The sequence below is a fragment of the Micromonospora sp. AMSO1212t genome (assembly GCF_008868145.1).
Lineage (GTDB): Bacteria > Actinomycetota > Actinomycetes > Mycobacteriales > Micromonosporaceae > Micromonospora > Micromonospora tulbaghiae.
The window spans coordinates 22,957-49,503 of the sequence record NZ_WBKS01000031.1; the positions used below are offsets into that span (position 1 = coordinate 22,957).

29 protein-coding genes and 1 pseudogene are annotated in these 26,547 nt (G+C 73.1%); 14 read left to right on the plus strand and 16 right to left on the minus strand.

Annotated features, from left to right (window positions below):
• Window positions 1–4: 4 nt before the first annotated feature.
• Genes F8279_RS11185 through F8279_RS11195 form a run of 3 tightly spaced genes read left to right on the plus strand, consistent with a single transcriptional unit; the run spans window position 5 to window position 1,744 of the window.
• Window positions 5–532 (plus strand): NUDIX domain-containing protein, encoded by a 528-nt coding sequence (locus tag F8279_RS11185; RefSeq protein ID WP_091421012.1) that lies wholly within the window; start codon window positions 5–7, stop codon window positions 530–532.
• Window positions 529–1,404 carry a sugar phosphate nucleotidyltransferase gene (locus F8279_RS11190; protein WP_151499887.1) on the plus strand — a complete coding sequence of 292 codons (876 nt, stop codon included), beginning with the start codon at window positions 529–531 and terminating at the stop codon, window positions 1,402–1,404. Before F8279_RS11185 ends, F8279_RS11190 begins: the two co-directional genes overlap by 4 nt.
• 52 nt (window positions 1,405–1,456) lie before the next feature.
• Window positions 1,457–1,744 carry an Lrp/AsnC family transcriptional regulator gene (locus F8279_RS11195; protein WP_013287689.1) on the plus strand — a complete coding sequence of 96 codons (288 nt, stop codon included), beginning with the start codon at window positions 1,457–1,459 and terminating at the stop codon, window positions 1,742–1,744.
• Between the two features lie 61 nt (window positions 1,745–1,805).
• On the opposite strand, the gene F8279_RS11200 is transcribed toward F8279_RS11195, so the two are convergent.
• From F8279_RS11200 to F8279_RS11220, 5 genes are all read right to left on the minus strand, one after another.
• On the minus strand, window positions 1,806–2,474 hold the full coding sequence (locus F8279_RS11200; protein ID WP_091421019.1) for a DUF4142 domain-containing protein: 669 nt from the start codon (window positions 2,472–2,474) through the stop codon (window positions 1,806–1,808).
• A gap of 209 nt (window positions 2,475–2,683) precedes the next feature.
• Window positions 2,684–4,315 (minus strand): cytochrome b N-terminal domain-containing protein, encoded by a 1,632-nt coding sequence (locus tag F8279_RS11205; RefSeq protein ID WP_151499888.1) that lies wholly within the window; start codon window positions 4,313–4,315, stop codon window positions 2,684–2,686.
• On the minus strand, window positions 4,312–5,400 hold the full coding sequence (locus tag F8279_RS11210) for a ubiquinol-cytochrome c reductase iron-sulfur subunit (protein ID WP_091421026.1): 1,089 nt from the start codon (window positions 5,398–5,400) through the stop codon (window positions 4,312–4,314). Before F8279_RS11210 ends, F8279_RS11205 begins: the two co-directional genes overlap by 4 nt.
• A 67-nt stretch (window positions 5,401–5,467) precedes the next feature.
• Window positions 5,468–6,301: a cytochrome c gene (locus tag F8279_RS11215; RefSeq protein ID WP_091421029.1), complete on the minus strand. Its 834-nt coding sequence runs from the start codon at window positions 6,299–6,301 to the stop codon at window positions 5,468–5,470.
• Between the two features lie 72 nt (window positions 6,302–6,373).
• Window positions 6,374–6,973, minus strand: coding sequence for a heme-copper oxidase subunit III (locus F8279_RS11220; protein WP_091421033.1), 600 nt, complete (start codon window positions 6,971–6,973; stop codon window positions 6,374–6,376).
• Window positions 6,974–7,099: 126 nt separating this feature from the next.
• Here F8279_RS11220 and F8279_RS11225 point away from each other — a divergent pair, with 126 nt between their 5' ends.
• The 4 genes from F8279_RS11225 to F8279_RS11240 all read left to right on the plus strand — a co-directional run bounded on the left by F8279_RS11225 (window position 7,100) and on the right by F8279_RS11240 (window position 10,018).
• Window positions 7,100–8,035, plus strand: a complete 936-nt coding sequence (locus F8279_RS11225) for a cytochrome c oxidase assembly protein (RefSeq protein ID WP_225853228.1) — start codon at window positions 7,100–7,102, stop codon at window positions 8,033–8,035.
• A 104-nt stretch (window positions 8,036–8,139) separates the two neighbouring features.
• Window positions 8,140–8,538 carry a hypothetical protein gene (locus F8279_RS11230; protein ID WP_091421042.1) on the plus strand — a complete coding sequence of 133 codons (399 nt, stop codon included), beginning with the start codon at window positions 8,140–8,142 and terminating at the stop codon, window positions 8,536–8,538.
• 80 nt (window positions 8,539–8,618) lie between these two features.
• Window positions 8,619–9,665, plus strand: a complete 1,047-nt coding sequence (gene trpD, locus F8279_RS11235) for an anthranilate phosphoribosyltransferase (protein ID WP_091421045.1) — start codon at window positions 8,619–8,621, stop codon at window positions 9,663–9,665.
• A gap of 146 nt (window positions 9,666–9,811) precedes the next feature.
• A complete protein-coding gene (locus tag F8279_RS11240; protein ID WP_151499889.1) occupies window positions 9,812–10,018 on the plus strand; it encodes a hypothetical protein in 207 nt (68 codons plus the stop codon).
• Window positions 10,019–10,442: 424 nt separating this feature from the next.
• Here F8279_RS11240 and F8279_RS11245 read toward each other — a convergent pair whose 3' ends face one another.
• Both F8279_RS11245 and coxB read right to left on the minus strand, forming a co-directional pair.
• The gene (locus F8279_RS11245; RefSeq protein WP_091421051.1) at window positions 10,443–10,871 is read right to left on the minus strand and encodes a cytochrome c oxidase subunit 4; all 429 of its coding nucleotides are present in this window, start codon (window positions 10,869–10,871) and stop codon (window positions 10,443–10,445) included.
• Between the two features lie 10 nt (window positions 10,872–10,881).
• Entirely contained in the window at window positions 10,882–11,853 is a 972-nt protein-coding gene (gene coxB, locus F8279_RS11250) for a cytochrome c oxidase subunit II (protein ID WP_151499890.1), read from the minus strand.
• A 171-nt stretch (window positions 11,854–12,024) separates the two neighbouring features.
• Here coxB and F8279_RS11255 point away from each other — a divergent pair, with 171 nt between their 5' ends.
• Both F8279_RS11255 and F8279_RS11260 read left to right on the plus strand, forming a co-directional pair.
• Window positions 12,025–13,176, plus strand: coding sequence for a cysteine desulfurase family protein (locus tag F8279_RS11255; RefSeq protein ID WP_151499891.1), 1,152 nt, complete (start codon window positions 12,025–12,027; stop codon window positions 13,174–13,176).
• Window positions 13,173–13,397, plus strand: a complete 225-nt coding sequence (locus tag F8279_RS11260; protein WP_091421062.1) for a sulfurtransferase TusA family protein — start codon at window positions 13,173–13,175, stop codon at window positions 13,395–13,397. Before F8279_RS11255 ends, F8279_RS11260 begins: the two co-directional genes overlap by 4 nt.
• Here F8279_RS11260 and F8279_RS11265 read toward each other — a convergent pair.
• From F8279_RS11265 to F8279_RS11280, 4 genes are all read right to left on the minus strand, one after another.
• A complete protein-coding gene (locus F8279_RS11265; protein WP_151499892.1) occupies window positions 13,394–13,933 on the minus strand; it encodes an ATP-binding protein in 540 nt (179 codons plus the stop codon). The genes F8279_RS11260 and F8279_RS11265 overlap by 4 nt on opposite strands.
• Entirely contained in the window at window positions 13,930–14,904 is a 975-nt protein-coding gene (locus F8279_RS11270; RefSeq protein ID WP_091421069.1) for a carbohydrate kinase family protein, read from the minus strand. The genes F8279_RS11265 and F8279_RS11270 overlap by 4 nt, the downstream gene beginning before the upstream one ends.
• Before the next feature lie 176 nt (window positions 14,905–15,080).
• Window positions 15,081–15,449: an iron-sulfur cluster insertion protein ErpA gene (gene erpA, locus F8279_RS11275; protein WP_091421072.1), complete on the minus strand. Its 369-nt coding sequence runs from the start codon at window positions 15,447–15,449 to the stop codon at window positions 15,081–15,083.
• Window positions 15,450–15,589: 140 nt separating this feature from the next.
• Window positions 15,590–16,750 carry a glycerate kinase gene (locus F8279_RS11280; protein WP_151499893.1) on the minus strand — a complete coding sequence of 387 codons (1,161 nt, stop codon included), beginning with the start codon at window positions 16,748–16,750 and terminating at the stop codon, window positions 15,590–15,592.
• A gap of 43 nt (window positions 16,751–16,793) precedes the next feature.
• Here F8279_RS11280 and nadA point away from each other — a divergent pair, with 43 nt between their 5' ends.
• From nadA to F8279_RS11295, 3 genes are all read left to right on the plus strand, one after another.
• Window positions 16,794–17,969, plus strand: a complete 1,176-nt coding sequence (gene nadA / locus F8279_RS11285; protein WP_175438735.1) for a quinolinate synthase NadA — start codon at window positions 16,794–16,796, stop codon at window positions 17,967–17,969.
• A 214-nt stretch (window positions 17,970–18,183) separates the two neighbouring features.
• A complete protein-coding gene (gene murA, locus F8279_RS11290) occupies window positions 18,184–19,539 on the plus strand; it encodes a UDP-N-acetylglucosamine 1-carboxyvinyltransferase (protein ID WP_091421084.1) in 1,356 nt (451 codons plus the stop codon).
• A gap of 112 nt (window positions 19,540–19,651) precedes the next feature.
• Window positions 19,652–20,257, plus strand: a complete 606-nt coding sequence (locus F8279_RS11295; protein WP_091421087.1) for a DUF3043 domain-containing protein — start codon at window positions 19,652–19,654, stop codon at window positions 20,255–20,257.
• Between the two features lie 76 nt (window positions 20,258–20,333).
• Here the strand turns inward: F8279_RS11295 and F8279_RS11300 are convergent, their stop codons facing one another.
• Entirely contained in the window at window positions 20,334–20,642 is a 309-nt protein-coding gene (locus tag F8279_RS11300; RefSeq protein WP_091421090.1) for an AzlD domain-containing protein, read from the minus strand.
• Entirely contained in the window at window positions 20,636–21,382 is a 747-nt protein-coding gene (locus F8279_RS11305; RefSeq protein WP_151499894.1) for an AzlC family ABC transporter permease, read from the minus strand. The genes F8279_RS11300 and F8279_RS11305 overlap by 7 nt, the downstream gene beginning before the upstream one ends.
• A 67-nt stretch (window positions 21,383–21,449) precedes the next feature.
• Between F8279_RS11305 and F8279_RS11310 the strand changes: the two genes are divergently transcribed.
• Window positions 21,450–22,010 carry a helix-turn-helix domain-containing protein gene (locus F8279_RS11310; protein WP_091421096.1) on the plus strand — a complete coding sequence of 187 codons (561 nt, stop codon included), beginning with the start codon at window positions 21,450–21,452 and terminating at the stop codon, window positions 22,008–22,010.
• Here F8279_RS11310 and F8279_RS11315 read toward each other — a convergent pair.
• From F8279_RS11315 to F8279_RS11325, 3 genes are read right to left on the minus strand one after another with little or no spacing between them, the layout of a single operon-like run.
• The gene (locus F8279_RS11315; protein WP_091421099.1) at window positions 21,994–22,986 is read right to left on the minus strand and encodes an ATP-binding cassette domain-containing protein; all 993 of its coding nucleotides are present in this window, start codon (window positions 22,984–22,986) and stop codon (window positions 21,994–21,996) included. The genes F8279_RS11310 and F8279_RS11315 overlap by 17 nt on opposite strands.
• On the minus strand, window positions 22,983–23,783 hold the full coding sequence (locus F8279_RS11320; RefSeq protein WP_151499895.1) for an ABC transporter permease: 801 nt from the start codon (window positions 23,781–23,783) through the stop codon (window positions 22,983–22,985). The genes F8279_RS11315 and F8279_RS11320 overlap by 4 nt, the downstream gene beginning before the upstream one ends.
• A gap of 19 nt (window positions 23,784–23,802) precedes the next feature.
• Window positions 23,803–24,654, minus strand: coding sequence for an ABC-2 family transporter protein (locus F8279_RS11325; protein WP_091421107.1), 852 nt, complete (start codon window positions 24,652–24,654; stop codon window positions 23,803–23,805).
• 162 nt (window positions 24,655–24,816) lie between these two features.
• Between F8279_RS11325 and F8279_RS11330 the strand changes: the two are divergent.
• Window positions 24,817–26,547: pseudogene (locus F8279_RS11330) on the plus strand (hypothetical protein); the annotation flags it as partial.

Consider the following 26,547-nt stretch of genomic DNA (forward strand, 5'->3'; position numbering starts at 1 on the left):
CGGCATGATCCCCCGCGCACGTGCCACCGGACGGGCCCTCGGCTACAAGCTCTTCTACCGGCTGCCGGTCCCGCTGCGGCGACGGCTGGTCCGGCTGGCCGTGCCGAAGTACATCGTCGGCGCGGTCACGCTGCTCCGGGACGCGGAGGCCACCGGCGCGGGCCGGATCCTGCTGCTGCGCCAGCCGCCGGGCTACAGCTGGACGCTGCCGGCCGGGCTGCTGCAACGCGGCGAGGCCCCGGTGGTGGGCGCGGCCCGCGAGCTGTACGAGGAGTCCGGCGTCCGCCTGTCCCCCGACGTGCTGCGCCCGGCGGTGCCGAACGCGGTGGTGCACGCCAAGGGCTGGGTCGACGTGGTCTTCGAGGCGGAGGTGCCGGCGTCGACCACCGAACTGAAGGTGGACGGCGCCGAGGTCCTCGAGGCCGCCTTCCATCCGCTCGACGACCTGCCCCGGCTCAGCCGCGCCACCGCCAACCTGCTCGGGTATTACGGCATCGGCCCGCGCGCCGGCGAGAACCGACCGGCCGCGTGAGCACCCCGCACGCGGGCACTCCGGCCGCGGGTGTCGAGGTGTGCGCGGTGGTGCTGGCCGCGGGTGAGGGCACCCGGCTGCGCCCGCTCACCGAGCGGGTGCCGAAGGCGCTCTGCCCGGTCGGGAACGTCCCCCTGCTGGACCGCGCGCTGGCCCGGCTGGCCGGGCTCGGCCTGACCGGCCCGCAGCGGGTCGCGGTGAACGCCTGCTACCTGGGTGACCAGGTGGTCGCGCGGGTGGGCGGACGGGCCCACCTGTCGGTCGAGCCGGACGCTCCGCTGGGCACCGCCGGGGGCGTGGGCCGGCTGCGGGACTGGATCGCCGGCCGGGGCGTGCTCGTGGGCAACGCCGACGCGTACCTGGCCGACCCGCAGGCACCCCCCGGCCCGGACATCGCCGCGCTGCTGGACGGCTGGGACGGGCACGGCGTACGCCTGCTCGGCCGGCCCGCCGACGACCCGGACGCCCCCGGCACCTTCGACGGCCACGACTTCGTGGGTTTCTCGCTGCTGCCGTGGCGGCTGGTCCGCGACCTGCCGGCCACGTTCGGCGACCTGGTCCGGGCGGTGTGGCGCCCGGCGGAGGCGGCCGGCGCGCTGACAGTGGTGCCGTACCGGGGCACGTTCTACGACACCGGCACCCCGGCCGACTACCTGGCGGCCAACCTGCACGCGGCCGGCCCGGGAGGGCTGGTGGACCCGGCCGCGACGGTGGACGGCCGGGTCACGGCCTCGGTGGTCGGCGCGGGCGCGCGGGTGCACGGCGACGTCGACCGGTCCGTGGTGTGGCCGGGCGCGACCGTCGCGGCCGGGGAGCGCCTGCGTGAGGTGATCCGGGCCGGGGACGACCTGACCGTCCCGGCGGCGCGGTGAGGGGCTCGGGCTCTAGCATGGGCCTCGTCGCCGACGAACGGAGAACCGTCCCGTGATCACCGCGATCGTGCTGATCGACTGCGCCACCGACTCCATCCCCGAGGTGGCCGAGACCCTGGCCAACCTGCCCGGCGTCAGCGAGGTCTACTCGGTGGCCGGGCACGTCGACCTGATCGCCATGGTCCGGGTCCGGGAGTTCGAGCAGATCGCGCAGGTCATCGCCGGCAGCATCTCGAAGGTGCCGGGTGTGCTCAACACCGAGTCGCACATCGCGTTCCGCGCCTACTCCCAGCACGACCTGGAGGAGGCGTTCGCGATCGGGCTCGCGAACGCCGACTGACACGAGCCGGTGACCGGCCCGCCCTCGCGGGCGGACCGGCCACCGTCGACCGTGCGGTACGTCAGCTCTGGCTGGGCACCGGGGTCTCCGTGGTGCCCGGAGCGGGCTCCTCGGTCTCGGTGCCGCCCGGAGCCGGCGACTCGGTGCCACCCGGGGACGTGGTGCCGCCCGGGCTGGGCGTGCCGCTGGCGCTGGTCTGCGGAACCGGGACACCCAGCGTCTGGGCCAGGGCCACGAGCGCGTCGTAGTGCGCCTGCAGGACCGGCAGCGCGTCCTGGGCGATCTGCACCACCGACTGCTCCGAGCCCTGCGAGATCTCGGTCTGGGTGGCCTGGATCGCCTGCACGTGACCGGCGAGCTGCGCGGTCACCCACGCCTTGTCGAACTCGGCCCCGTTCAGGTTGTTCAGCTTGTCGAGGACCTTCTGCTGGTCGGCGGTCGGATCGGCCGGCAACTGGACGTTGAGCTGCTGCGCGGTCGACTGCACCGTCTGGTCCAGCTGGGTGTGGTCCGTCACGAACATCTTGCCCAGGTCCTTGACCTGCTGGTTCTGGCCCTTCTGCTGGGCCAGGTTACCGGCGGTGATCTCGAACAGGTTGACCTGGTGCACCGCCTGCAGGTACTGCGTGTCCTGCGTCGACGGCTGCGCCGCAGCCTGCGACGCGGCGGCGGGCGCCAGCCCCACGACCACCAGCGCGGCCAGCAGGCCCAGGCGTTTGATTCCCAACATTCGTTCCTCCCCCATGAGACGTCGGACCGCACGGATACCCGGCTGACCGGGGTTATTCCTGCGATTCCACCCGTCCGTGTCGGGGGCGACGGCCGTCGGCGCACCGGTCGCCCGGCGTGAGCGGGGGGCAACGGGACGACCGGGCGGAAACGGCAGTGGCGCCCGCCGGAAGATCCGGCGGGCGCCACTGTCAGTCGTACCGGGGAGGGTCAGCGACGGCTCTCGCCGCTGCCGATCTCCTCCCGCTCCGGCCGGGCCTCGACCGGCGGGTGTCCCGGCGAGACCGGCGCCTCGGCCGGCTTCTCGATCGGGTAGAAGAAGCCCCGGATGGCCGGGCCGAGGGCACCGAGCCGGTTCATCTTCTTCGGCACCACCCAGCCGACGTAGTCCAGCGCCGGCGGGTGACCGTCGTGGCCCTCCGCCGAGGTGAGCGGCTGGTGGACCTCGACGAACCGGCCGTCGGGCAGCCGCTTGATGATGCCGGTCTCCACGCCGTGGGCCAGCACCTCCCGGTCGTGCTGCTGCAGACCCAGGCAGATCCGGTACGTGATGTAGTACGCGATCGGCGGCAGGAGCAGCAGGCCGATCCGGCCACCCCAGGTCATCGCGTTCAGGCTGATGTGGAACTTGTCCGCGATGACGTCGTTGGCGCCGGAGAGGGTCAGCACGACGTAGAAGGCGAGCGCCATGGCGCCCACGGCGGTCCGGGCCGGAACGTCCCGGGGCCGCTGGAGCAGGTTGTGGTGCTTGTAGTCCTTGAGGCGGCGCGCCTCCAGGAACGGGTACATCGTCGACAGGCCGACCAGGATTCCGGGTAGCACCACCGTCGGCCAGAACAACGGTGGAATCACGTACCCGTTGCCGATCGGGATGTGGATCTCCCAGCCCGGCATGAGCCGGGTCGAGCCGTCGAGGAACATGACGTACCAGTCGGGCTGGCTGGCCGCCGAGACCACCCATGCCTCGTACGGGCCGAACAGCCAGATCGGGTTGATCTGGAACAGGCCACCCATCAGCGCGATCACGCCGAAGACGACCATGAAGAAGCCGCCCTGCTTGAGCGCGTAGCGCGGGAACATCCGCTCGCCGACCACGTTCTCGTTGGTCCGGCCGGGGCCGGGCCACTGGGTGTGCTTCTGCTTGAACACCAGGCCGAGGTGCACGCTGATCAGCGCCACCAGCAGGCCCGGGACGAGCAGCACGTGGGCGATGAAGAAGCGGCTGATGATGATGGTGCCGGGGAACTCCCCGCCGAAGATCGACGAGCTGACCCAGGAACCGATCACCGGGATCGACAGGATGATCGCGGAGGCGATCCGCAGACCGGTGCCGGACAGGCCGTCGTCCGGCAGCGAGTAGCCGGTGAAGCCGGCCAGGAAGCCGACCCAGAACAGCAGCGAGCCGATGATCCAGTTGGTCTCACGCGGCTTGCGGAACGCCCCGGTGAAGAAGACCCGCAGCATGTGGACCACGATCGCGGCCATGAACAGCAGGGCCGACCAGTGGTGCATCTGCCGCATGATCAGACCACCCCGGACATCGAACGAGATGTCCAGGCTGGAGGCGTAGGCGGCCGACATCGGGGTGCCCCGCAGCGGCGCGTAGCTGCCGTTGTAGATGACCTCGGTCATCGCCGGCTCGAAGAAGAACGTCAGGAAGACGCCGGTGAGCAGCAGGACGATGAACGAGAACAGCGCGATCTCGCCGAGCAGGAACGACCAGTGGTCGGGGAAGACCTTGTTCAGCAGCTTGCGCAGGGGCGTGGCCACCTGGAAGCGGTCGTCCACCGCCCGCGCGCTCTTGGCCGGCAGCGCGGCCGCATCAAACTTTCGGCGCTTCATGGCCGCTCCCAGAAGTCGGGACCGATGGTCTCGGTGTAGTCGGACTTCGCCACGAAGAAGCCCTCCTCGTCCACCTCGATCGGCAGCTGCGGCAGCGGCCGGTTCGCCGGGCCGAAGATCGGCTTGGCGTTGTCGGTGATGAGGAACTGGGACTGGTGGCAGGGGCAGAGCAGCCGGTTGGTCTGCTGCTCGTAGAGGCTGGCCGGGCAGCCGGCGTGCGTGCAGATCTTGGAGAACGCGACGTAGTTGCCCCACATGTAGTCGCCGTGGCCCTTGCGCTCGTTCGCGGCGCGCGACTTCTGCGCGTCGTCCTCCCGCAGGTGGATGAGCAGGGTGGGCGAGTCGGCGTGCAGGTTGCTGACGCCGCCGTCGATGCCCGGGAACACGGTGAGCTGGCCGCCGACGCTGACGTCGGCCGGGCGGATCGGGCGGCCGTCCTCACGGATGAGCCGGATCTTCTTGCCGCCCTCGGCCGGCTGGAAGCCGGTGGTGAACATCTGGTTGTTCTTGTGCGGCTGCTCGATCAGGCCACCGATCAGCGGGGCCGCGGCCACCGCGCCCACCGGCGCAAGGCCGGCGAGCAGCGAGATGCCGAGCAGCGGCCGGCGGCGTACGCCCATCTCGTCGGCCAGGTAGAGCATGGTCTCGCCGGTGATCTTGCGACCCTCCGGGTCGTCGGCCTGGTCGTGCCGGTCCTGGATCGAGACCTCCTTGGGCAGCAGCTTCTTGCCCCAGGTCAGGATGCCGAAGCCGATGCCCAGCAGCGCCAGGCCCAGCGTCACGCCGAGCAGCGGCGTGTAGAGCTTGTCGCCACCGGTACCCGGCTCCCACTGCCACGGCCACCAGATGTAGACCACCAGGAAGGCGGTCGCGAAGACGCCGGTCAGCAGGAACATCAGGGCGACCGTACGGGTCAGCCGGCGCTCGGCCTTGCTGCCCGGGACCACCTGCGGCTCGTAGTGGACGATCTCGATGTCGTCGCGCCGCGCGCCCTCCTGGACGATGTCGAACCGGGAGAGCCGGGGGTCGTTCACGTCGAGCGGCTCCGGGCCCTGCTGGGCCTGGTGCTCGGTGTGGGTGCTCATGCCGTCACCTCGCTACGGGTGACGCCGGGGGTCGGCGCCACAGCACTGGAAGCATTGATCCGTCCGGTCACGACTTGCCCGCGATCCACAGGCTCGCGAAGACCAGCGCGACGATGCCGACCAGGAAGATCGCGAGACCCTCGGTCGACGGGCCGTAGCGGCCCAGGTTGAAGCCGCCCGGGTCGCCGTCGTGCTTCAGCGTCTCCTGGATGTAGGCGATGATGTCCGCCTTCTCCTCGGGCGTGATCTGGTTGTCGCCGAACACCGGCATGTTCTGCGGGCCGCTCAGCATCGCGGCGTAGATCTGCCGGTCGCTGGCCGGCGCCAGGCTCGGCGCGTACTTGCCGGAGGACAGCGCGCCGCCGCCGCCGCTGAAGGCGTGGCACTGCGAGCAGTTGATCCGGAACAGCTCACCACCGGTGGACAGGTTGGCGCCCTCACGCAGGTCCCCGTTGGGCACCTCCGGGCCGCCGCCGAGCTCCTGGATGTACTGCCCGAGCTGGCGCACCTGCTCGTCGGTGAACTGCGGCGGCTTGCGCATGGCCTGGGCCTCCTGCCGGGCCATCGGCATGCGACCGCTGCTGACCTGGAACTCGACCGAGGCCGCTCCGACGCCGATCAGGCTCGGACCACGGCCCTCGACGCCCTGGGCGTTGCGACCGTGACAGGTCACACAGCTCACGTCGAACAGCGCCTTGCCCTCGTTGCCTGCGGCGGTCAACGGAGGGTTGTCCTGCGCCTGCACGCCGGGGGCGAAGACGGTGTAGGCACCGCCGGCCAGCATCAGCGCGGCGAACAGCCGGACCGCGGCGCCCAGCCGGCGGCGGCCCCTGCTGCGCACTACGGGCCGCCCGCGCAGCCGCGCGAGCAGACCGCGTCGGCGGTCGTTGTCAGAAGTCATGACCTGTGTCCTTAACCGGTTGGACCTTGTCTCAGGGGACGGAGCAGCGGCGCGGTTCGTGACGCGCCAAGATCACTGGAGCCAGTAGATCATGGCGTAGAGCGCGATCCACACGACGTCCACGAAGTGCCAGTAGTAGGACACGACGATCGCCGAGGTCGCCTGGGCTGGGGTGAACCGGCCCATCGTGGTACGGACCATGAAGATCACGAAGGCGATGAGACCGCCGGTCACGTGCAGACCGTGGAAGCCGGTGGTCAGGTAGAACATCGACCCGTAACCGTCTTCGTTGATCTTCACACCCTCGTGCACCAGGGTCCGGTACTCGTTCAGCTGACCGAGCACGAAGATCAGACCCATCACGAAGGTGATCGTGAACCACCGGCGCAGAGCGTGGACGTCACCGCGCTCGGCCGCGAACACGCCGATCTGGCAGGTGATCGAGGAGAGCACCAGGATCACCGTGAACGTGGTCGCGTACGGGATGTTCAGCACCTCGGTGTGCTTCTCCCACTGCTCCGGCGCAGCCGCGCGGATGGAGAAGTACATCGCGAACAGCGCCGCGAAGAACATGAGTTCGCTGGAGAGCCACACGATCGTCCCGACGCTGACCATGTTGGGTCGGGTCAGGGAGTGGATCCGGCTCTTGTCAATGGCTGGGGCCGCAGTCACGCGGTCATTATTGCCCCTGACCGGGACCGACGATCAGCGGGGTGCCAAACCGAGCCCTTCCGTGGCCCGATAGTGGAGGTCCGCTTCGCCTGACCTACCCTGAAAAGCGTGCTGCACGTCGATCAGATCCGCGCCGTCACCTCGGCTGTTCCGGCGACGCTGGCGGCGGGAGGCGAGGGCGCCCCGCCGCCGTTCACCGTGGCCCGGGTCCTCACCGAGACCCGGCTGGACAGCTGGCTCACGCTGGGCATCGTCCTGGCCGCCGGTCTCTACCTCTACGGGGTGCACCGGCTGCGGCTGCGCGGGGACCGCTGGCCGGTCATCCGTACCGTGTCGTTCCTCGGCCCCGGCCTCGGCGGCATCGCCCTGGTCACGCTCACCGGCCTCGGCGCCTACGACACGGCCCTGCTCTCGGTGCACATGGTGCAGCACATGGTGCTGTCGATGATCGCGCCGATCTTCCTGGCGCTCGGCGCGCCGGTGACGCTGGCGCTGCGCACGCTGCCCGTGCGGCCCCGGAAGCGGCTGCTCGCGATCGTGCACAGCAAGGTGATCCGGATCTACAGCTTCCCGCTTGTGGCCTTCGCCATCTTCGTGGTGAACCCGTTCGCGCTGTACTTCACCGACCTGTACGAGTTCACGCTGCGCCACGAGTGGGCGCACGAGCTGGTCCACGCGCACTTCATCGCCACCGGCTGCGTCTTCTTCTGGCCGCTGCTCGGCCTGGACCCGCTGCCCGGCCGCTGGCCGTACCCGGGGCGCGCGCTGCTCATGCTGCTCTCGGTGCCGTTCCACACCGTCCTCGGCCTCACCATCATGCAGAGCACCACGCTGTTCGGCGGCGACTGGTACCCGTCGCTCAACCTGTCCTGGTCCGACCCGTGGAACGACCAGGTGGTGGCCGGGGGCATCCTGTGGGCCGGCGGCGAGTTCGTCAGCGTCACCATGCTCGCCGTCCTGGTCGTCCAGTGGGTCAAACAGTCCGAGCGCGAGGCCCGCCGGCTCGACCGCGAGCTGGACCGCCAGGAGGCCCGCGAGCGCGCCGCCGAGGCGAGCGCCTGAGGCCCGTTCCGGGGTACGCCCCGAGCCCGCCCGGGCGGGGCGACAGGCCGGATGTGACGCCCGCTACGATCAGCGGGCAGCTACGAGGTGGGAGCCACGTCACGATGAGCGATCGTCTTTGCACCGTCCTGCTCTACAGCGACGACCCGAAGGTCCGCGACCGCATGCGGCTCGCCGTGGGCACCCGGCCGGCGCCCGGCATCGAGATCGAGTTCGTCGAGGCCGACGAGTACAACGCCTGCATCCGGCTGGTCGACGACTACGAGATCGACCTGATGCTGCTCGACGGCGAGGCGAGCCCGGGCGGCGGCATCGGCATCGCCCGCCAGATCAAGGACGACCGGGACGACGCGCCGCCCACCTGCGTGGTGCTGGCCCGCGCCGCCGACCGCTGGCTGGCCGCGTACGCCGAGGTCGACGCCACGCTGACCCACCCGCTGGACCCGGTGGTCGCCGGCAGCACCGTGGCGGAGCTGCTGCGCCGCACCCACGCCGCGGCCTGATCCCCCGGCCTTCGCGCGCCACGGCGACGCGGCCGTGGCGCGCCCCAACCGCTTTCCTCACGCCGCTCGGGAGGCCCGCCATGGGCGAACGGACCTGGCCGCTTCTGCTCAACGCGCTGCTGCGCGGCGAGGAGCTCTCCACCGCCGACACCGCGTGGGCGATGGGTGAGATCATGGCCGGCTCGGCCACCCCCGCGCAGATCGCCGGGTTCGCCGTGGCGCTGCGCACCAAGGGTGAGACCCCCGCCGAGCTGGGCGGCCTCGTCGAGGCCATGCTGACCCGCGCGGTGCCGGTGCACCTGCCCGAGGACGTGCGCGCCACCGCGCTGGACGTGGTCGGCACCGGCGGCGACCTCGCCCACACGGTGAACATCTCCACCATGGCGGCCCTGGTGGTCGCCGGGGCCGGGGTCCGCGTGGTGAAGCACGGCAACCGGGCCGCCTCCTCCTCCTGCGGCACCGCCGACGTGCTGGAGCAGCTCGGCGTACCCCTTGACCTGGCGCCCGAGCAGGTCGCCCGCTGCGTCACCGAGGCCGGCATCGGGTTCTGCTTCGCCGCCCGCTTCCACCCCGGCATGCGCCACACCGGCCCGGTCCGGCGCGAGATCGGCGTACCCACCGCGTTCAACTTCCTCGGCCCGCTGACCAACCCGGCGCGGCCCCGCGCGGGCGCGGTGGGCTGCTTCGACAAGCGGATGGCCCCGGTGATGGCCGCCGTCTTCGCGGCCCGGGGCGACTCCGCGATCGTGGTACGCGGCGAGGACGGCCTGGACGAGTTCAGCACCGGCGCTCCCACCCGGATCTGGGTGGCGCAGCAGGGCACCGTCACGGAGGCCGTGCTGGACGCGACCGAGCTCGGCGTGCCCCGGGCCACCCTGGCCGACCTGCGCGGCGGGGACGCGGTCTACAACGCCGACGTCGTGCGCCGCCTGCTGGCGGGCGAGACCGGCCCGGTGCGGGACGCGGTGCTGGTCAACGCCGCTGTGGCGCTGGCCACCCAGGGCCCGCTCGACGGCGACCTGTACGAGGTGCTCCGGGCCAACCTGGACCGGGCCGCCGAGGCGGTCGACTCGGGCGGCGCCGCGGCCGCGCTGGAGCGCTGGCTCGAGGTGGCGCGCGCCGCCTGACGGCGGCCTGGCGCGGGTGTTGTCGTACCCGCGTGCCAAACTACACGGGAGTTATTTTCCGTTTTCGGTCTTTCCGTTTTCGGTCTTCGGTCCGCCGGCCGGCGCCTCCCCGCCTCGGCCGGTGCCCGGAGCGAGAGGAGCCACCCGTGTCTGACCGCGAGCTGCACTGTGACACCTGCGAAGGCGTCGTGCTGTTCGAGGCGCCGCCGTGCGGCGACGGGCACGGCGCCGACTGCCCCGAGCTGATCTGCACCGGTTGCGGCGCTGCAGTGGTGATCGCCACGTTCACCTTCCGCGAGACCCGCCTGTCCGGCCGCCGCGCCCGCCGCCCGTCCCACCCTCAGGCCGCCTGACCTCCCCTCCCCTCCCCTGCGGCGCCTTCCCACGCCGCGCCCTCCCCTGCCGCACCGCGCCGCACTCCTTCCGCGCTGCGCCGCACCCTCCCGCATTCCTTCCGCGCTGCGCCGCCCCGCCGCGCCGCGGCATCGTGCGCGGCTATCTCTCTTCCCGCCACGTCCACCCGAGTCCGCCGCCCGTGAGAGGGAGCGGACCGCGATCCCGCCCATCGGGGCAAGCCGCGCGGTGAGCGAGATCTTGGTAAGTGGAACGGCGCTCCCGACCGCACGGGCGGTGATCATGAGGTTGACGGGGACAAAAAGGACCGCCGATGCCGTCAACTTCATGATCAACGCATGCAGCGGCGGGCCCCCCGGGGGGAAAAGCAGCAGGCCCGCGGCCCCCGGGAAGGGGGTGCGGGCCTGCGGCTGGTGCTTCGGGTCAGTGCTCGGCGGTGCGGCGGGTGCCCGAGTAGTACTCGAACAGCAGCCCGCAGGTGGCGAAGACGACCGCCACCAGGCCCAGCCCCAGCAGCCAGAACTGCCAGAACACCAGGCCGAGACCGGCGATCGCGGCGGCCAGCGCCAGACCGAACGGCCAGTAGCTGCCCGGGCTGAAGAAGCCGACCTCACCGGCGCCGTCGGCGATCTCACCATCCGGCCGGTCCTCGGGGCGCAGGTCGATACGGCGGGAGACGAACCAGAAGAAGCCGCCGCACATCGCGCAGAGCAGGAAGGACAGCAGCAGCGCCACAGTGCCGATCCACTCCACGTGACCGCCGCTGTCGGCGTACGTCCAGGCGCCGTAGAGGATCGTCGCGCCGAGGAGGAACGTGGCGATGGTCAGGAAGATCTTCCACTCGGTCTTCATGCCGGACCCCTCAGCTTCCCGCGCCGGCCGTCGCGTCGGACGGGTTGAAGTTGTTCACGTCGCGCCGGGTGTCGAACGGCTTGGTCTCGGTGGCGTACTCCGGCTCGCCGATCGCGCTGAGCGCCTCCTGGGTCGACTTGCCGGCCTTCTTGGCCGCCAGGAACTGCTCGTACTTCTCCGGCGAGACGACCCGCAGCTCGAAGTTCATGAAGGCGTGGTAGCTGCCGCACAGCTCGGCGCAGCGGCCGACGAACGCGCCCTCCTGGTCGATGCTGGAGACCTCGAACGTGTTGCGCACGTTGCCCGGCATGACGTCCCGCTTGAACAGCAGCTCCGGCACCCAGAACGAGTGGATGACGTCGCGGCTGGTCTCCTCGAAGCGGATCGAGCGGCCGCTGGGCAGCACCAGCACCGGGATGACCTCGCTGGTGCCGAGCACCGAGGCGACGGTGTTGGCGTCGCGGCCCTGGCCGTCGCGGTAGTTGAACTGCCAGTTCCACTTGAACGCGACGACCTCGACGGTGACGTCCGGGTTCTTCGACTCCTTCACCACGTCGGTCTGCACGACCGCCGTGTAGTAGAAGAGCACGGAGACCACGAGGATCGGCGCGATGGTGTAGAGGAACTCCATCGGCAGGTTGTAGCGGGTCTGCACCGGCAGCTCGTTGCCGCGCTTGCGGTAGCGGACCACGCACCAGAAGATCAGGCCCCACACGAACACGCCGACGGCGAGCGCCGCGATGCAGGACGCGATCCACAGGTCGTACATGCGGTGCGACTCGGGCGTGATGCCGCCCTGCGGCCAGCCGAACCCGCCGAACGCCTTGCCGACGTCACAGCCGGTGAGCGAGAGCAGCAGCGCCGCCGCGCCGAGACCGAGCCCGGCGATTCGACCAGCACCACGCCGCCGGCGTCCACCGGCCCCCGGGGAAGCGCTGTCCTGTACGGCCGAGCGCCGTACCTCCGAACTCCTTGCGACCACCTGGTCCTGCCTCCCTAGCGCGCCGCGGCGGTTGTTCTCCCTGACACCGACGGCAAAGGCGTCACCGACGGTCGCAGATTACTCGACCATGACCGGCCAGGCCGTCTTGGGGTCGCTGTCCACCCCCATCGGGGGGATCTTGGGCGTAACCGGGCGATAGCGTGGAGCGTCATGAGCGTCTCCCCGGTCTACCTGGACGCCGCCAGCGCGGCGCCGCTGCATCCGGTCGCACGGCAGGCGATGCTGGCCGCCCTGGACGACGGCTGGGCGGACCCGGCCCGGCTGTACTCGGCGGCCCGCCGGGCCCGACAGCTTCTCGACGCCGCGCGGGAGGCCGCCGCGCAGACGCTCGGCGTCCGTGCCGACGAGCTGTCCTTCACCCCCAGCGGTACGGCGGCAGCGCACGCCGCAGTGCTCGGCGGCCTGGCCGGGCGGCGGCGGGCCGGGGCGACGCTGGTGCACTCGGCGATCGAGCACTCGGCGGTGCTGCACGCCGCGCAGCGGCACACGGCCGCCGGCGGCGCGGCGGTGTCCGTACCCGTGGACCGGCTGGGCCGGCTGGACCTGGACGCCTGGGCGGCGGCGGTGGCCGCGCCCGGCGTGGCCACCGCGGCGCTGATCGGGGCCAGTCACGAGGTGGGCACGGTGCAGCCGGTGCCCGCGGCGGCGGAGCTGTGCGCCGAGGCGGGCGTGCCGCTGTACGTGGACGCGGCGCAGCTGGCCGGCCGGGCGCCGCTGCCGGCGGGCTGGTCGGTGCTGACCGCCAGCGCGCACAAGTGGGGCGGGCCGCCCGGCGTCGGGCTGCTCGTGGTGCGCAAGGGCACCCGCTGGGAGTCGCCGTACCCGGCCGACGAGCGGGAGTCGGGGCGTACCCCCGGGGTGGTGAACCTGCCGGCGGTGGTCGCGGCGGCGGCGAGCCTGCGCGCGGCGGCGGCCGACGCGGCGGCGGAGGCGGCCCGGCTGGGTCCGCTGGTGGACCGGATCCGGGCGCGGGTGGCGGCGGAGGTGCCGGACGTGGAGGTGGTCGGCGACCCGGTGGACCGGCTGCCGCACCTGGTGACGTTCTCCTGCCTGTACGTCGACGGCGAGGCGTTGCTGCACGCGCTGGACCGGCACGGGTTCGCGGTGTCCTCCGGCTCGTCGTGCACGTCGTCGACGTTGCGTCCGTCACACGTGCTGGAGGCGATGGGGGTGCTGTCGCACGGCAACGTGCGGGTGTCGCTGCACCGGGAGACCACCGAGGCGGACGTGGAGCGGTTCCTGGCGGAGCTGCCCGGGATCGTGGCGGACCTGCGGGCGGAGGCGGGGGTGACGGACCTGTGAGTGAGCCGGACGAGGTGCTGGACTGCCGGGGGCAGCGCTGCCCGCTACCAGTGATCAATCTCGCCCGGCTGGTGCCCGGCCTGCCGGCCGGCGCGGTGGTGCGGGTGCTCGCCGACGACCCGGCGGCGGCGGTGGACATCCCGGCGTGGTGCCGGATGCGCGGCCACGAGTTCGTCGCCGAGCGCCCGGGGCCCGCCTACGACGTCCGGGTGAGCGGCTAGCGCAGGTAGGCGAGGATGCCGGGCAGCGGGTCGGCTGCCACCGCGGTGTCGACCACCAGGCGCGGGCCGATCAGCGGCTCGTACTCGGCGCGGCGGCGCAGCGTCAGCTCCCAGGTGCCGTCCTCGGGCGGGCGCGCGTCGACCCGGCGGCGGTGCTCCGCCTCGTCGCCGCAGTGCACCTCGATCACCCGCAGCGGCACGCCCGCGCGTTCGGCCACGTCGTGCCAGAGGCCCCGGGCGCTGGCGACCGGGTTCACCGCGTCGACGACCACGCTGAGCCCGAGGCCGAGTTGCACCTCGGCCAGCCCGGCGACCGCGCCGTAGGCGGCCATGCCGGGTACGTCGCCGGTGAGGCCGTAGCGGTGCAGGGCCCGTTCGACCGGGTCGACCGGCAGCACCGGGGCGCGCAGGGCGGCACCGACGCGGGCGGCCAGGGTGGTCTTGCCCACGCCCGGCAGCCCGGCGAACGCGACGAGCACCGGACCGCCGGAGCCGGGGCGGACCTCCGGCTCCACCCCGCCGGCCGGGGCGGTCACAGCAGGTGCGGCCGGACGTCCTCGGCGGCCGCGTCACCGTACGACTCGGCGAGTCGCTTCACGAACAGGTCCCGGCGGACCTCGTACTCCTGGCCGCCGAAGTTCTCCAGCACGAGCGTGGCCAGCAGGCAGCCGACCTGGGCCGCCCGCTCCAGGCCGACGCCCCAGTCGAGCGCGGCGAAGAAACCGGCCCGGAAGCCGTCGCCGACGCCGGTCGGGTCGACCGCCTGGATCTCCCGCGCGATCGGCACCCGGATCGTGCCGATCTCCCGGCCGGCGATCTCCACGCCCTGCTTGCCCAGCGTGGTGACCCGCACCTTGACCCGGTCGAGCAGCTGCTCGTCGGTCAGGCCGGCCTTGCTCTGCAGCAGCGACTTCTCGTACTCGTTGGTCATCAGGTAGTCGGCGCCGTCGATCAGGCCGAGCACGTCCTCGCCGTCCATCCGGGCGAGCTGCTGCGACGGGTCGGCGACGAAGGAGTAGCCGCGGTCCCGGCACTCGCCGGAGTGCCGGATCATCGCGGCCGGGTCGTTGGCGCTGACCAGCACCAGGTCCAGACCGCCGAGGCGCTGCGCCACCGGGGCCAGCTCGATGTTGCGGGCCTCGCTCATCGCCCCGGCGTAGAAGGAGGCGATCTGGCACATGTCGGTGTCGGTGGTGCAGACGAAGCGTGCCGTGTGCGCGACCTCGCTGACGTGCACCGAGTCGCAGTCGACGCCGTGGCGCTCCAGCCAGGAGCGGTAGTCGGCGAAGTCGGCGCCGACCGCGCCGAGCAGCACCGGGCGCAGCCCGAGCTGGGCCATGCCGAAGGCGATGTTCGCCGCGGTGCCGCCGCGCCGGAGCACCAGTTCGTCGACGAGGAAGGACAGCGAGACCTTGTCGAGCTGGTCGGCGATGAGCTGGTCCGCGAAGCGGCCGGGGAAGCTCATCAGGTGGTCGGTCGCGATCGAGCCGGTCACGGCGATCTTCATGTCAACCCTCGGGGTCGGGAGCACGGCGCGGTCAGCCTACCGGCCCCCGCACCGGCCGGACGGCGGTCGGTCGGCAACCGGTCGATCGGCGCACATCCGGACGTCAGGCGCGGGTACGACGAAGCGGCGGGCCGCCCCACTCGGGGGCGGCCCGCCGTTTCCGGTCGGCCGTCGACTCAGCTGAAGGAGTCGCCGCAGGCGCAGGAGCTGCCGGCGTTCGGGTTGTCGATGGTGAAGCCCTGGGCGTCGATCCGGTCGGCGAAGTCGATGGTGGCGCCGGCCAGGTAGGGGGCGCTCATCCGGTCGACGACGACCTCGACACCGTCGAAGTCGGTGACGACGTCACCGTCGAGCGAGCGCTCGTCGAAGAACAGCTGGTACCGCAGGCCGGAGCAGCCACCCGGCTGCACGGCGACCCGGAGCCGCAGGTCGTCGCGGCCCTCCTGCTCGATCAGGGCCTTGACCTTCTGCGCCGCGACGTCGGTGAGGACGACGGTGCTGGGGGCCTTGGCCTCGGTCGACTCGGTCTGCGCTGGCGTGGTCACGTGGAAGTCTCCCTGCGCGGTATGAGGTCCGGACGTCCTGGCCAACGCCGCACGTCCGCCAGTGATTCCCGGTGTGGTCCGTCTTTCGATCGTACGCCGCCTCCGGCGTCACCACCCGGCGGCGTGACCAGCGCAGCCGGTCAGCGGCTCCACTGCCGCGCCAGGCGGGCGCCGAGCGCGCGCAGCCCCTCGACCGGGCGGGTCATCGCCGTGTCCACTCCCCCGTGCTCCTCGCCGCCGAAGTGCTCCACCAGGCTGTACGCGTCGGTGACACCGGCCGCTGCCGCCTCCCGCCGCCCGGTGCTCACCCGTCCCGCCAGCACCACGCAGGGCACGCCCCGGTCCCGGGCGGCGCCGGCCACGCCGGCGACCACCTTGCCGCGCAGCGACTGGTGGTCGAACGAGCCCTCACCCGTGATCACCAGATCGGCCGCGTCGAGCGCGGCGTCCAGCTTCACCGCGCGGGTGACCAGACCGATGCCCGACTCGCACCGGCCGCCCAGCGCCAGCACGGCCGCGCCGAGGCCGCCGGCCGCGCCGCCGCCCGGCAGCGCGCCCAGCCCGGGCGGGCAGCCCGGCAGCCGCTCGGTCAGCACCTCCGCCCAGCGCTGCAACGCGGCGTCGAGCAGCAGCACGTCGGCCCGGTCGGCGCCCTTCTGCGGGCCGAAGACGCTGCTCGCGCCGTGCAGCCCGAGCAGCGGATTGTCCACGTCGGTGGCGGCGACGAGCGTCACGCCGCGCAGCCGGGGCTCGCCGTCGAGCGCGGCCACCGCGGCGAGCGCCGCGCCGCCGTACGGCAGGGCCCGGCCGGCGCCGTCCAGCGGAGTGACGCCCAGCGGGACGAGCATCCCGGCGCCGCCGTCGTTGGTGGCCGAGCCGCCCAGCCCCACCACCACCGTCCGCGCGCCCGCCTCGACCGCGGCGGCCACGAGCAGCCCCAGCCCGTACGAGGTGGTCGCCTTCGGATCGCGTTCGGCGGCGGTGAGCAGGTGCAGTCCGCACGCCTGCGCGCTCTCCAGGTACGCGGTTCCGTCGCCGGTGAGCAGGATCTCACCGGCGGCCGGACGGCCCAGCGGGTCGACGGTGGGTACCGGCACCCGGCGTCCGCCGAGCGCCCCGGCGAGCACGTCGACGAACCCCGGCCCGCCGTCGGCGAGTGGCCGGAGCAGCAGATCGTCCCCGGGGGCGGCGTCACGCCATCCGTCGGCCACCGCGGCGGCCACGTCGGGGGCCGACAGCGTGCCGGCGAACTTGTCCGGGCAGAGCAGCACGCGCATGCGCAGCAGTGTGGCAGGCCACATCGGGGACGGCTGCGCCGTGGTCGCGCTGTGGGACCATGGGGGCGTGACTTCGACCTGGGTTGAGCCGTCCAACACCGCCACGGCGCTGCTGCTCCTCGGCCGCGGCAGCGACCCCGCCACCGAGCGTGGCGTGGAGTGTCCGGGTGATCTCCCCGCGCCGAGCGACCCCGGCCTGGTGGCCCGCGCCGCCGCCGCGAAGGCCGCGCTCGGCACGAAGGTGTTCGTCCTGGGCCACCACTACCAGCGCGACGAGGTGATCCAGTTCGCCGACGTGACCGGCGACTCGTTCAAGCTGGCCCGGGAGGCGGCCGCCCGGCCGGACGCGGAGTACATCGTCTTCTGCGGCGTGCACTTCATGGCCGAGAGCGCGGACATCCTCACCTCGGACGCGCAGAAGGTGATCCTGCCCGACCTCGCCGCCGGCTGCTCGATGGCCGACATGGCGGTGCTGTCGCAGGTCGAGGCCGCGTGGGACACGCTCACCGACCTGGGCATCGCGGCGGACACCGTGCCGGTGACGTACATGAACTCCTCGGCCGACATCAAGGGCTTCGTCGGTCGCAACGGCGGTGTGGTCTGCACCTCCTCGAACGCCAAGCGGGCCCTGGACTGGGCTTTCGAGCAGGGCCGCAAGGTGCTGTTCCTGCCCGACCAGCACCTCGGCCGCAACACCGCGGTGCTGGAGATGGGCTTCTCGCTGGACGACTGCGTGCTCTACGACCCGCACAAGCCGAACGGCGGGCTGGCCCCGGAGCAGCTGCGGGACGCGAAGATGATCCTGTGGCGGGGTCACTGCTCGGTGCACGGCCGCTTCACGCTCGACAGCGTCTACGACGTACGCGAGCGGGTGCCGGGCGTGAACGTGCTGGTGCACCCGGAGTGCCGCCACGAGGTGGTGAACGCCGCCGACCTGGTCGGCTCGACCGAGTTCATCATCAAGACCATCGAGGCGGCCCCGGCCGGCTCGGCGTGGGCGGTGGGCACCGAGCTGAACCTGGTACGCCGGCTCGCGCTGGCCCACCCGGACAAGCAGATCATGTTCCTCGACCGGGCGGTCTGCTACTGCTCGACGATGAACCGGATCGACCTGCCGCACCTGGTCTGGGCGCTGGAGGAACTGGTCGCCGGCCGCGTGGTCAACCAGATCACGGTCGACCCGGAGACCGCCCGGCACGCCCGGTCGGCGCTGGACCAGATGCTCGCCCTTCCGGGAGCCTGATCACCGTCGGTGACACCGCTGGCACGGAAACGCACCGGACACCCCGGTTCGTGCCCTCGCTGGCGATGTGACCGATTCCATTCCCGTCACGGAGGGCTATGCTGCCGGGGCGACGACACACGCGGCCCGTTTTCCCATGACCGCGTTCCGGGTAGCGATGAACTTCGTGCACCCATCACTAGACACGGCAACACCCAACGCGCTGGAGGTTGCGTTGACCGACGACGTCCTGGTCGTACACGGAGGCACTCCGCTTGAAGGGCGGATCCGCGTGCGCGGCGCGAAGAACCTGGTGTCCAAGGCGATGGTGGCCGCCCTGCTGGGCGACACACCCAGCCGGCTGTTCGACGTGCCCCGCATCCGTGACGTCGAGGTGGTCCGCGGTCTGCTCGGCCTGCACGGCGTCAAGGTCAGCGACGGCGACGAGGAGGGCGAGCTCGTCTTCGACCCCACGAACGTCGAGAGCGCCAGCACCGACCAGATCAACGTGCACGCCGGGTCCAGCCGGATCCCGATCCTGTTCTGCGGCCCGCTGCTGCACCGGCTCGGCCACGCCTTCATCCCCGACCTGGGCGGCTGCCACATCGGCCCGCGCCCGATCGACTTCCACCTCCAGGCGCTGCGCGAGTTCGGCGCCACTGTCGAGAAGACCCCGGAGGGCCTGCACCTGTCCGCGCCGAACGGGCTGCACGGCACGAAGTTCTCGCTGCCGTACCCGAGCGTGGGCGCCACCGAGCAGGTGCTGCTCACCGCGGTGATGGCCGAGGGTGTCACCGAGCTGCGCAACGCGGCGGTCGAGCCGGAGATCATCGACCTCATCTGCGTGCTGCAGAAGATGGGCGCGATCATCAAGGTGCACACCGACCGGGTGATCGAGATCCAGGGCGTCAAGAAGCTGCACGGCTACACCCACCGGCCGATCCCGGACCGGATCGAGGCGGCCAGCTGGGCGGCGGCGGCGCTGGCGACCCGCGGTCACGTCGAGGTGCTGGGCGCCCAGCAGGCCGACATGATGACCTTCCTGAACATCTTCCGGTCGGTCGGCGGCGAGTACGAGGTCACCGACCTGCGCCCGCCGCGCGGCGGCAGCGCGGGCCAGGAGGGCGGCATCCGGTTCTGGCACCCGGGCGGCGAGCTGAACGCGGTGGCGCTGGAGACCGACGTGCACCCCGGTTTCATGACCGACTGGCAGCAGCCGCTGGTGGTCGCGCTCACCCAGGCCCGGGGCCTGTCGATCGTCCACGAGACGGTCTACGAGCAGCGGCTCGGCTACACCGAGGCGCTGAACACGATGGGCGCCAACATCCAGGTCTACCGGGACTGCCTCGGCGGCACCCCGTGCCGCTTCGGCCGGCGCAACTTCAAGCACTCCGCGGTGATCGCCGGGCCGAGCAAGCTGCACGCGGCCGACCTGGTCATCCCGGACCTGCGGGCCGGGTTCAGCCACCTGATCGCGGCGCTCGCCGCCGAGGGCACCTCCCGGGTGTACGGCGTGGACCTGATCAACCGTGGCTACGAGGACTTCGAGGCCAAGCTGGCCGACCTCGGCGCGCACGTCGAGCGTCCCTGACCGTCCCGTTCCGCGCCGCGACAGCGCCTCTGTCGCGGCACCGCAAGACGGAAGCCGCGCCCGGTGCACCCGTGATGTGCACCGGGCGCGGCCGGTTGGCTACCCTTGCCGCGTGCCGTCGCTGTTTCGCCGCAAGTCCGCCGACCTCGTCGAGGAGTCCGTCACCACTGTGACGACCGACGAGGAGTCCGCCGACCGCCCCCGGGGCTACACGCCCAGCAAGAAGGAACTCGGGCAGGTCACACCGAAGCGCCCGGTCGCCGGTCGCCGGCCGACCGCGCCGGCCAAGCCGCTGACCAAGGAGGAGGCCCGCGCGCAGCGCCGCGCCGCCCGCGCCGAGGCCGCCGCCGAGTTCCGCCGCGAGGGCGGCCCGCGTGACCGGGGCCCGGAGCGGCTGCTGGCCCGCAACGTGGTCGACTCCCGCCGGACGATCGGCACCTGGTTCTTCGGCGGCGCGCTGATCGTGCTGTTCGGCTCCAACCAGGCCATGCCTCCGATCGTGCGGCTGCTGTCGAACGTGCTCTGGGGCGCGCTGGCGCTCGGTGTGCTGATCGACTCGGTGCTGATCTCCCGGAAGATCAAGCGGCTGGTCCGCGAGCGCTTCCCGAAGAGCACCGAGAAGCTCGGCTCGCTCTACTTCTACGCGATCATGCGGTCGATCACGTTCCGCCGGATGCGCGCGCCCGCGCCCCGGGTGAACATCGGCGACAAGGTCTGACCGGGGCGACCCGGGCCGATCGGCCCCTCCCCGCCCCGGCGGGCAGGGGCCGTTCTCGTGCGGGTCGATGCCGCTCTCAGGCCACGCCGAGCAGGCGCAGCACCGCGGTGGTGGCCGCCGCCGCGACCACTACCAGCACGAACGGTGCCCGGCGCCAGGCCAGCAGCAGGCCGACGAGCACACCGGCGGGCCGGGCGTAGCCGGCGAAGCCCCCGGCCTCGGTGAGCGCAGCGGTGGCGGCCAGCGCGGCCAGCAACGTCGCGGCGCCGACCGGCAGCAGGTGACGGGCCCACTCAGGCAGGTCCAGCCGGTCCCGCAGCAGCACCCCGGCGACGCGGAAGCCGTAGGTGCCGGCGGCCAGCGCGAGGATCACGGCGATCAGCACGAGACCTCCCCCGCCCGCACGCTCCGGCCGTCAGCCGCCTCGTCAGCGGTCTCGGACGGCGCGGCGGGTGGGCGACGGCGGGCCAGCAGGGGCAGGGCCAGCGCGGCGAGCGCGAGCAGCACCGGCAGCCCGGCCGGCAGCAACGGGGTCGCCAGCACGGCGAGGCCGGCGCCGACGAGCGCCACCCGGCGGGTCTCCCGGTCGCGCAGGCTGGGCAGCAGCAGGGCGGCCAGCCCGGCGGGGAAGGCGGCGTCGAGTCCCAGGGCGGCCGGGTCACCGGCCGCGCCACCGGCGAGCACGCCGAGCGCGGTACCGGCGTTCCAGGCCAGGAACAGAAGCACCCCGGCGAGCCAGAACGCCCGGCGCCGTTCCGGCCCGGCCGGGCGGGCCAGCGCGAACGCGGTCGCCTCGTCGGTCATCAGGTGGCTGCCGAGCAGCCGCTGCGCGCGCCGGGAGCCGAGCGCGCCGCCGAGGGCCAGACCGAACGGCAGGTGCCGGGCGTTGAGGAGCAGGCCGGCGAGAACTGCCGCGAGCGGACTGCCGGCCACGACGAGGCCCACTGCCATGAACTGGGCGCCACCGGCGTAGACGAACGCGGACATGGCGAGTGTGGCCCAGGCGGGCAGGCCGGCGGCCACCGCCACGGCGCCGAACGACGCGCCCACGGCGAGCATCGCCGCGCCGATGGCGGCGACGTCGCGGAGCACCCGGGCGTCGCCCGTTCGGTATGCCGTACGCATGTCCATTATCCTGAACGGGAGCACGCTGGTTCGTCAAACCGAACAAACCGACCGATGGAGCGAACAGATGGCGATCGACCCCGCTCCCCCACTCGCCACCATCGCCGCCGCGCTGCGCCGCGAGCGCGAACGGGCGGGCCTGACGCTCACCGAGCTGGCCCGCCGCGCCGGAATCGCCAAGTCCACCCTGTCCCAGCTGGAGTCCGGGTCCGGCAATCCCAGCGTGGAGACGCTCTGGGCGCTCGGCGTGGCACTGGACGTACCGTTCAGCCGCCTGGTCGAACCGCCCACCGCCGCCGTCCGGGTGGTCCGCGCCGGGCACGGGCCCCGGATCCGGTCCGAACACGCCGACTTCTCGGCCACCCTGCTCGCCGCCGGGGCGCCGCACGCCCGGCGGGACGTCTACGTGATGGAGCTGGAACCCGGCGCGGTACGGCTCGCCGAGGCGCACACCCCGCGCAGCGTCGAGCACGTCGTGGTCGCCGCCGGGCGGATGCGCGTCGGCCCCGAGACCGACCTGGTCGAGCTGGAACCGGGCGACTACGCCACCTTCCCCGGCGACACCCCGCACCGGTACGAGGCACTGGCCCCCGGCACCTTCGCCGTACTCGTCATGGAGCACCCGTGACCGCGGACGCGGCACCCCCGGCCGGCGCCCGGTAGAGCCGGGTCACCACCTCCTCGATGTCCGGCTCCACGATCGAGATGTCCCGCAGCGTGGTCAGGCCGGCCAGCCCGGCCACCACCTCGGCGACGCTCGCCCGTTCCAGCGCGAAGACCAGCCGCCGCCCGTCCGCCTCCACCCGCTGCACCGGCGCCCCGGGCAGCACCGGCGGCTCGGGCAGCGCCACGTCCAGCTCGGCGACCACCATCCGGCGCGAGCCGTACCGGCGGTGCAGCTCGGCGATCGACCCGTCGTGCACCACCCGCCCGTGGTCGATCACCACGAGCCGCCGGCACAGCCGCTCGATGTCGGCCAGGTCGTGCGTGGTGAGCACGAGCGTGGTGTCCCCGGCCCGGCCCAGCTCGGCCAGGAAGCCGCGCACCGCCTGCTTGCTCACCACGTCCAGGCCGATCGTCGGCTCGTCCAGGAACAGCACCTCCGGGCCGTGCAGCAGCGCCGCGGTCAGCTCGCCGCGCATTCGCTGGCCCAGCGAGAGCTGCCGTACCGGGATGTCCAGGAACCCGTCCAGGTCGAGCAGCTCCCGGCAGCGGGCCAGCCGGGCCGCGTGCGCGCCGGCCGGCACCCGGTAGACGTGCCGCAACAGGTCGAACGAGTCCCGCAGCGGCAGGTCCCACCACAGCTGCGAGCGCTGCCCGAACACCACCCCGATCCGCAGCGCCAGCCGGGTCCGGTCGGCCACCGGGCGCAACCCGCACACCCGGGCCCGCCCCGCCGACGGCGTCAGCACCCCGGTGAGCATCTTCAGCGTGGTCGACTTCCCGGCGCCGTTCGGGCCGATGTAGCCGAGCATCTCGCCGCGCTCCACCCGCAGGTCGACCCCGTCGACGGCGGTCACCGTCCGCTTCTCGCGCCGCAGCGGCCCGGCCTTCACCCGTACCGTGAACTCCTTGCGCAGCCCGTCCATCTCGATGACGCTCATGACCCCGTACTCCGGTAGTGACGGACCCCGACGCGCCAGGCCAGGGTGGCCAGCGCCGCCGCGACCACCGCGACGCCCGGCGCGGCCCAGCCCGTCCAGTGCGGCAGGCCGAGCGGGTCGGCGCGGCCCAGCAGCGCCAGCGCCGGGTGGTAACTGACGAAGGCGAACCCCATCCCGTACGCGAACAGCGCGCGGAACCACCCGCCGTAGACGGTGACCGGGTACGAGGTGAAGTCGCGCCCGCCGTACGTGACCGCGTTGGCCAGCTCACCCGAGTCGACCCAGTAGAACGACACCGTGGCGGTCAGCACGAAGACCGAGCCGAAGAAGACCACGGCGGCCAGCGGGGCGACCACCGCCAGCGCGACCCGGCCCGGCGTCCAGTCGATGCCGGCCGAGACGAGTGCGAAAAGCAGCACTGCGAGCCCGAACACGGCCCGGGACAGCTTGCGCAGCGGCAGGTCCATCAGCAGCAGCTGCGGCAGCGCCCCGAGCGGGCGTACCAGCACGGCGTCGAAGAGGCCGGTGCGCACGTACCGGGGAAGCCGTTCGATGTTGCCGACCAGCAGGTCGGCGGTGGCGAAGCCGCACGACGACAGGCCGACCACGACGAGCGTCTCGCGCAACGTGAAGCCGCCCAGCTCCCGCGTCACGCCGAAGATCACCAGGACGGTTACCACGTCGAACACGGTGGCGCCCACGTTGCCGACCAGGTCCACCACGAACGAGGTGCGGTACGCGGCCTGCGAGCGCGCCTGCGCACCGAGCAGCGCCCGGTACGCCCGTAGTTCAGCCACCCTGGACGCGCTGCCGCGCTCAGCCACCCTGCACCACCAAGCGGCGCTCGGCTCGGCGCTGCACCAGCCGGCACAGCGCCAGCAGCAGCACCGCCCAGCCGGCCTGCACCCCGACCAGCGTGAGACCGGTGGACATCGGCTCCCGCTCGACGAGCACGTCCAGCGGCACCTGGAGGATGCTGGGGAACGGGGTCGCGTACCGCAGGACCGCCTCCAGCGGGCCGGGCAGGAAGCCGAGCGGGAAGTAGAGCCCGGCCAGCACGCCGGAGCCGAGCGTCCACAGGATCATCGGGCCGCGGACGTCCTGCAACCAGTACGCGGTGGCGTTGACCAGGTAGCGGCAGCCGAAGCAGACCACCACCGCGAGCAGCGCGGAGAGCAGGAACAGCGGCACCGTGGCCCAGTGCCGGGGCACGTACACGGCGAAGAAGAACGGGCCGACCACCAGCGGCGGCACCAGCCGGGCCAGCGACGCGAACCCGGCCCGGCCCAGGTCGGTGGCGAGGTAGCTGGTCACCGGATGCACCGGCCGCAGCAGGTCCGCGGCGACCTCGCCGGTACGGATCCGGTCGGCCAGATCGGTCCAGCCCCAGATCGCGATGACCGCCAGCAGCCCCTGTCCGGCCCAGACGAACGTGGCGAGCTGCGCTCGGTCGTACCCGGCGACGGTGCCCGCCGCACCTGCCGCCGCGAGGAAGATGTAGCAGCGCAGGAAGCCGAACACGGTGTTGGTGCACAACCCCGCCACGGCGGCCTGACGGTACGTCGCGTGGCGCCGGAACCCGGCCGCCGCGATCGCGCCGAATGTCCGAAACCATGGGGTAACGTGTGCGCCGGTGGGTGGTGCCACAGTGGCGGTGACCGAGCCCACGCCGTTACCCTCCTTCCGCAGCCACGACGTGCTGGACCGGGCGACTGTACCGGCATGTCCGGCGCCCCAGCGCGAGAATTTCCAATGAGGTGACACCGCCGTGAGCGAGCGACGCGAGCCGGCCCCGGGGCCGTCCCGCGCGAGCGGCGGGAGGGGTTGCCGATGAGTGGCTGGGGCAGCTGGCGCGAGCCGGCCGAACCGGCCTGGGCCGCCGAGCCCACCCACGAGTGGCAGCCGCAGTTCCCCGGACAGCGCTACCCGGGTGACATCGGCATCGAGAACCTGACGCCGCGTCCCCGCGCCGTGGTCGGCCGGGCCGAGGTACGCCCGGTCAGCCCCGCGCCCGACGTGGACACGTACCCGGTGAGTCCGGCCGGTCCGCACGGCGCCTACCCCGTCAGCGCCGGTCCACGCGATGCGCATCCGACCAGTCCCGCCGGTCCACGCTGGGCGGGCCCGGTCAGCCCGGCAGGCCCGCACGACGCGCACCGGCCCGGCCCGGACGGGTACCCGGTCAGCCCGGCCGGCGCCCGGGACGGGTACCCGATCAGCCCGGCCGGCGCATACCCGACCAGCCCGGCCGCCCCACGCGAGGCGTACCCGATCAGTCCCGCGGTCCCGCCCGGCGTCCACCCGACCAGCCCCGCCGGGCCACGTGGCGCGCACCCGACCAGCCCCGCCGGGCCACGTGGCGCGCACCCGGACGGACCGGCAGGACCACGCGGCACGTACCTGGACGGGCCGGCCGGCTCGCGCGGGGCGTACCCGATGGGTGCCGCCGGGCCCGGCGGACAGCGCCTCGCGGGGCCGGACGAGCGGCGCGGCCATCCCGACGGCCCAGGCGCGGACGGCCGTCGGCCCCACCGCACCGGTCCGCCGCCGGAGCGGCTCGACCAACGCTGGGTACACCCCGACGGCGCGCCGCGCCGGGGCGCCCAGCCGGGCTGGATGCCGGAGCCGAACGAGAGCCCGCACCCCGCCCCCCGCCGGCCCGACCGCCCGGCGGACGGCAGGCGCGCCCCGGCCGACGGTCGTCCGGCGGCTTCCGGCGACCGATGGGGCACGCCACCCGACACTCGCCACGACCACTCCCCCGGCGGGCGTCGCGAACCCCTGCCCGACGGACGTCGCGGCCCCTTCCCGGAGCCGTCACCGAACGATCCCGGCCGTGGTCGGCGCGGTCCCGGCGTCGACCGGCGCGACGACGCGGTGCCACCGTCGGAGCGGAGCGCGGCCGGATGGAGCGATCCGGGCCGGCGTGAACCCGGCTGGTCCGAGCCGAGCCGGCGTGAACCAGGCCGGGGCGGGCCGGGCCACGACGGACGGCGTGAGCCCGGCCGTGACGGCTGGCGCGAGCCCGGCCGTGACGGCTGGCGCGAGCCCGGCCCACCTCCCCCGGCGGACCGGCGCGAGCCGGCGGGTGGCCGGTGGGACGACCGGACGCCGGGTCGCGAGGCCGCCGCGTACCCGGACACGCAGCGCCGGGCACCGGAGAACGGGCGACCCGCGCAGCAGGGCGAGCCCGACCGGTACGGCGCACAGCCGCACCGTCCGGCTGACCCGCAAGCCGCCGCCCCGGCCCGGCCGGGCGCCGACCAGCGTTGGGAGCGCCCGCCGGCCGACCGGTCCCGCCCCCACCAGGGCGAGTGGCCGATCATCGAGCCGCGCCCCCGGCCGGAACACGACGTGCACCGGCCGGACGAGCGGGACCGGCCACCCGCGGATCGGCCGGCACCCTCCCGGCACCCGATGCCGCCAGCCGACGGCCCGCGCCTCGACGCGCGCCGCCCGGCCCAGGACGGTTCCGTCCGCCCGGACTCGCGCGACGCTCGGCCTGCCGGTGCCGGCGGACAGCCCGACGGCGCCGGTCCGCGTACCCAGCCCCACGCCACC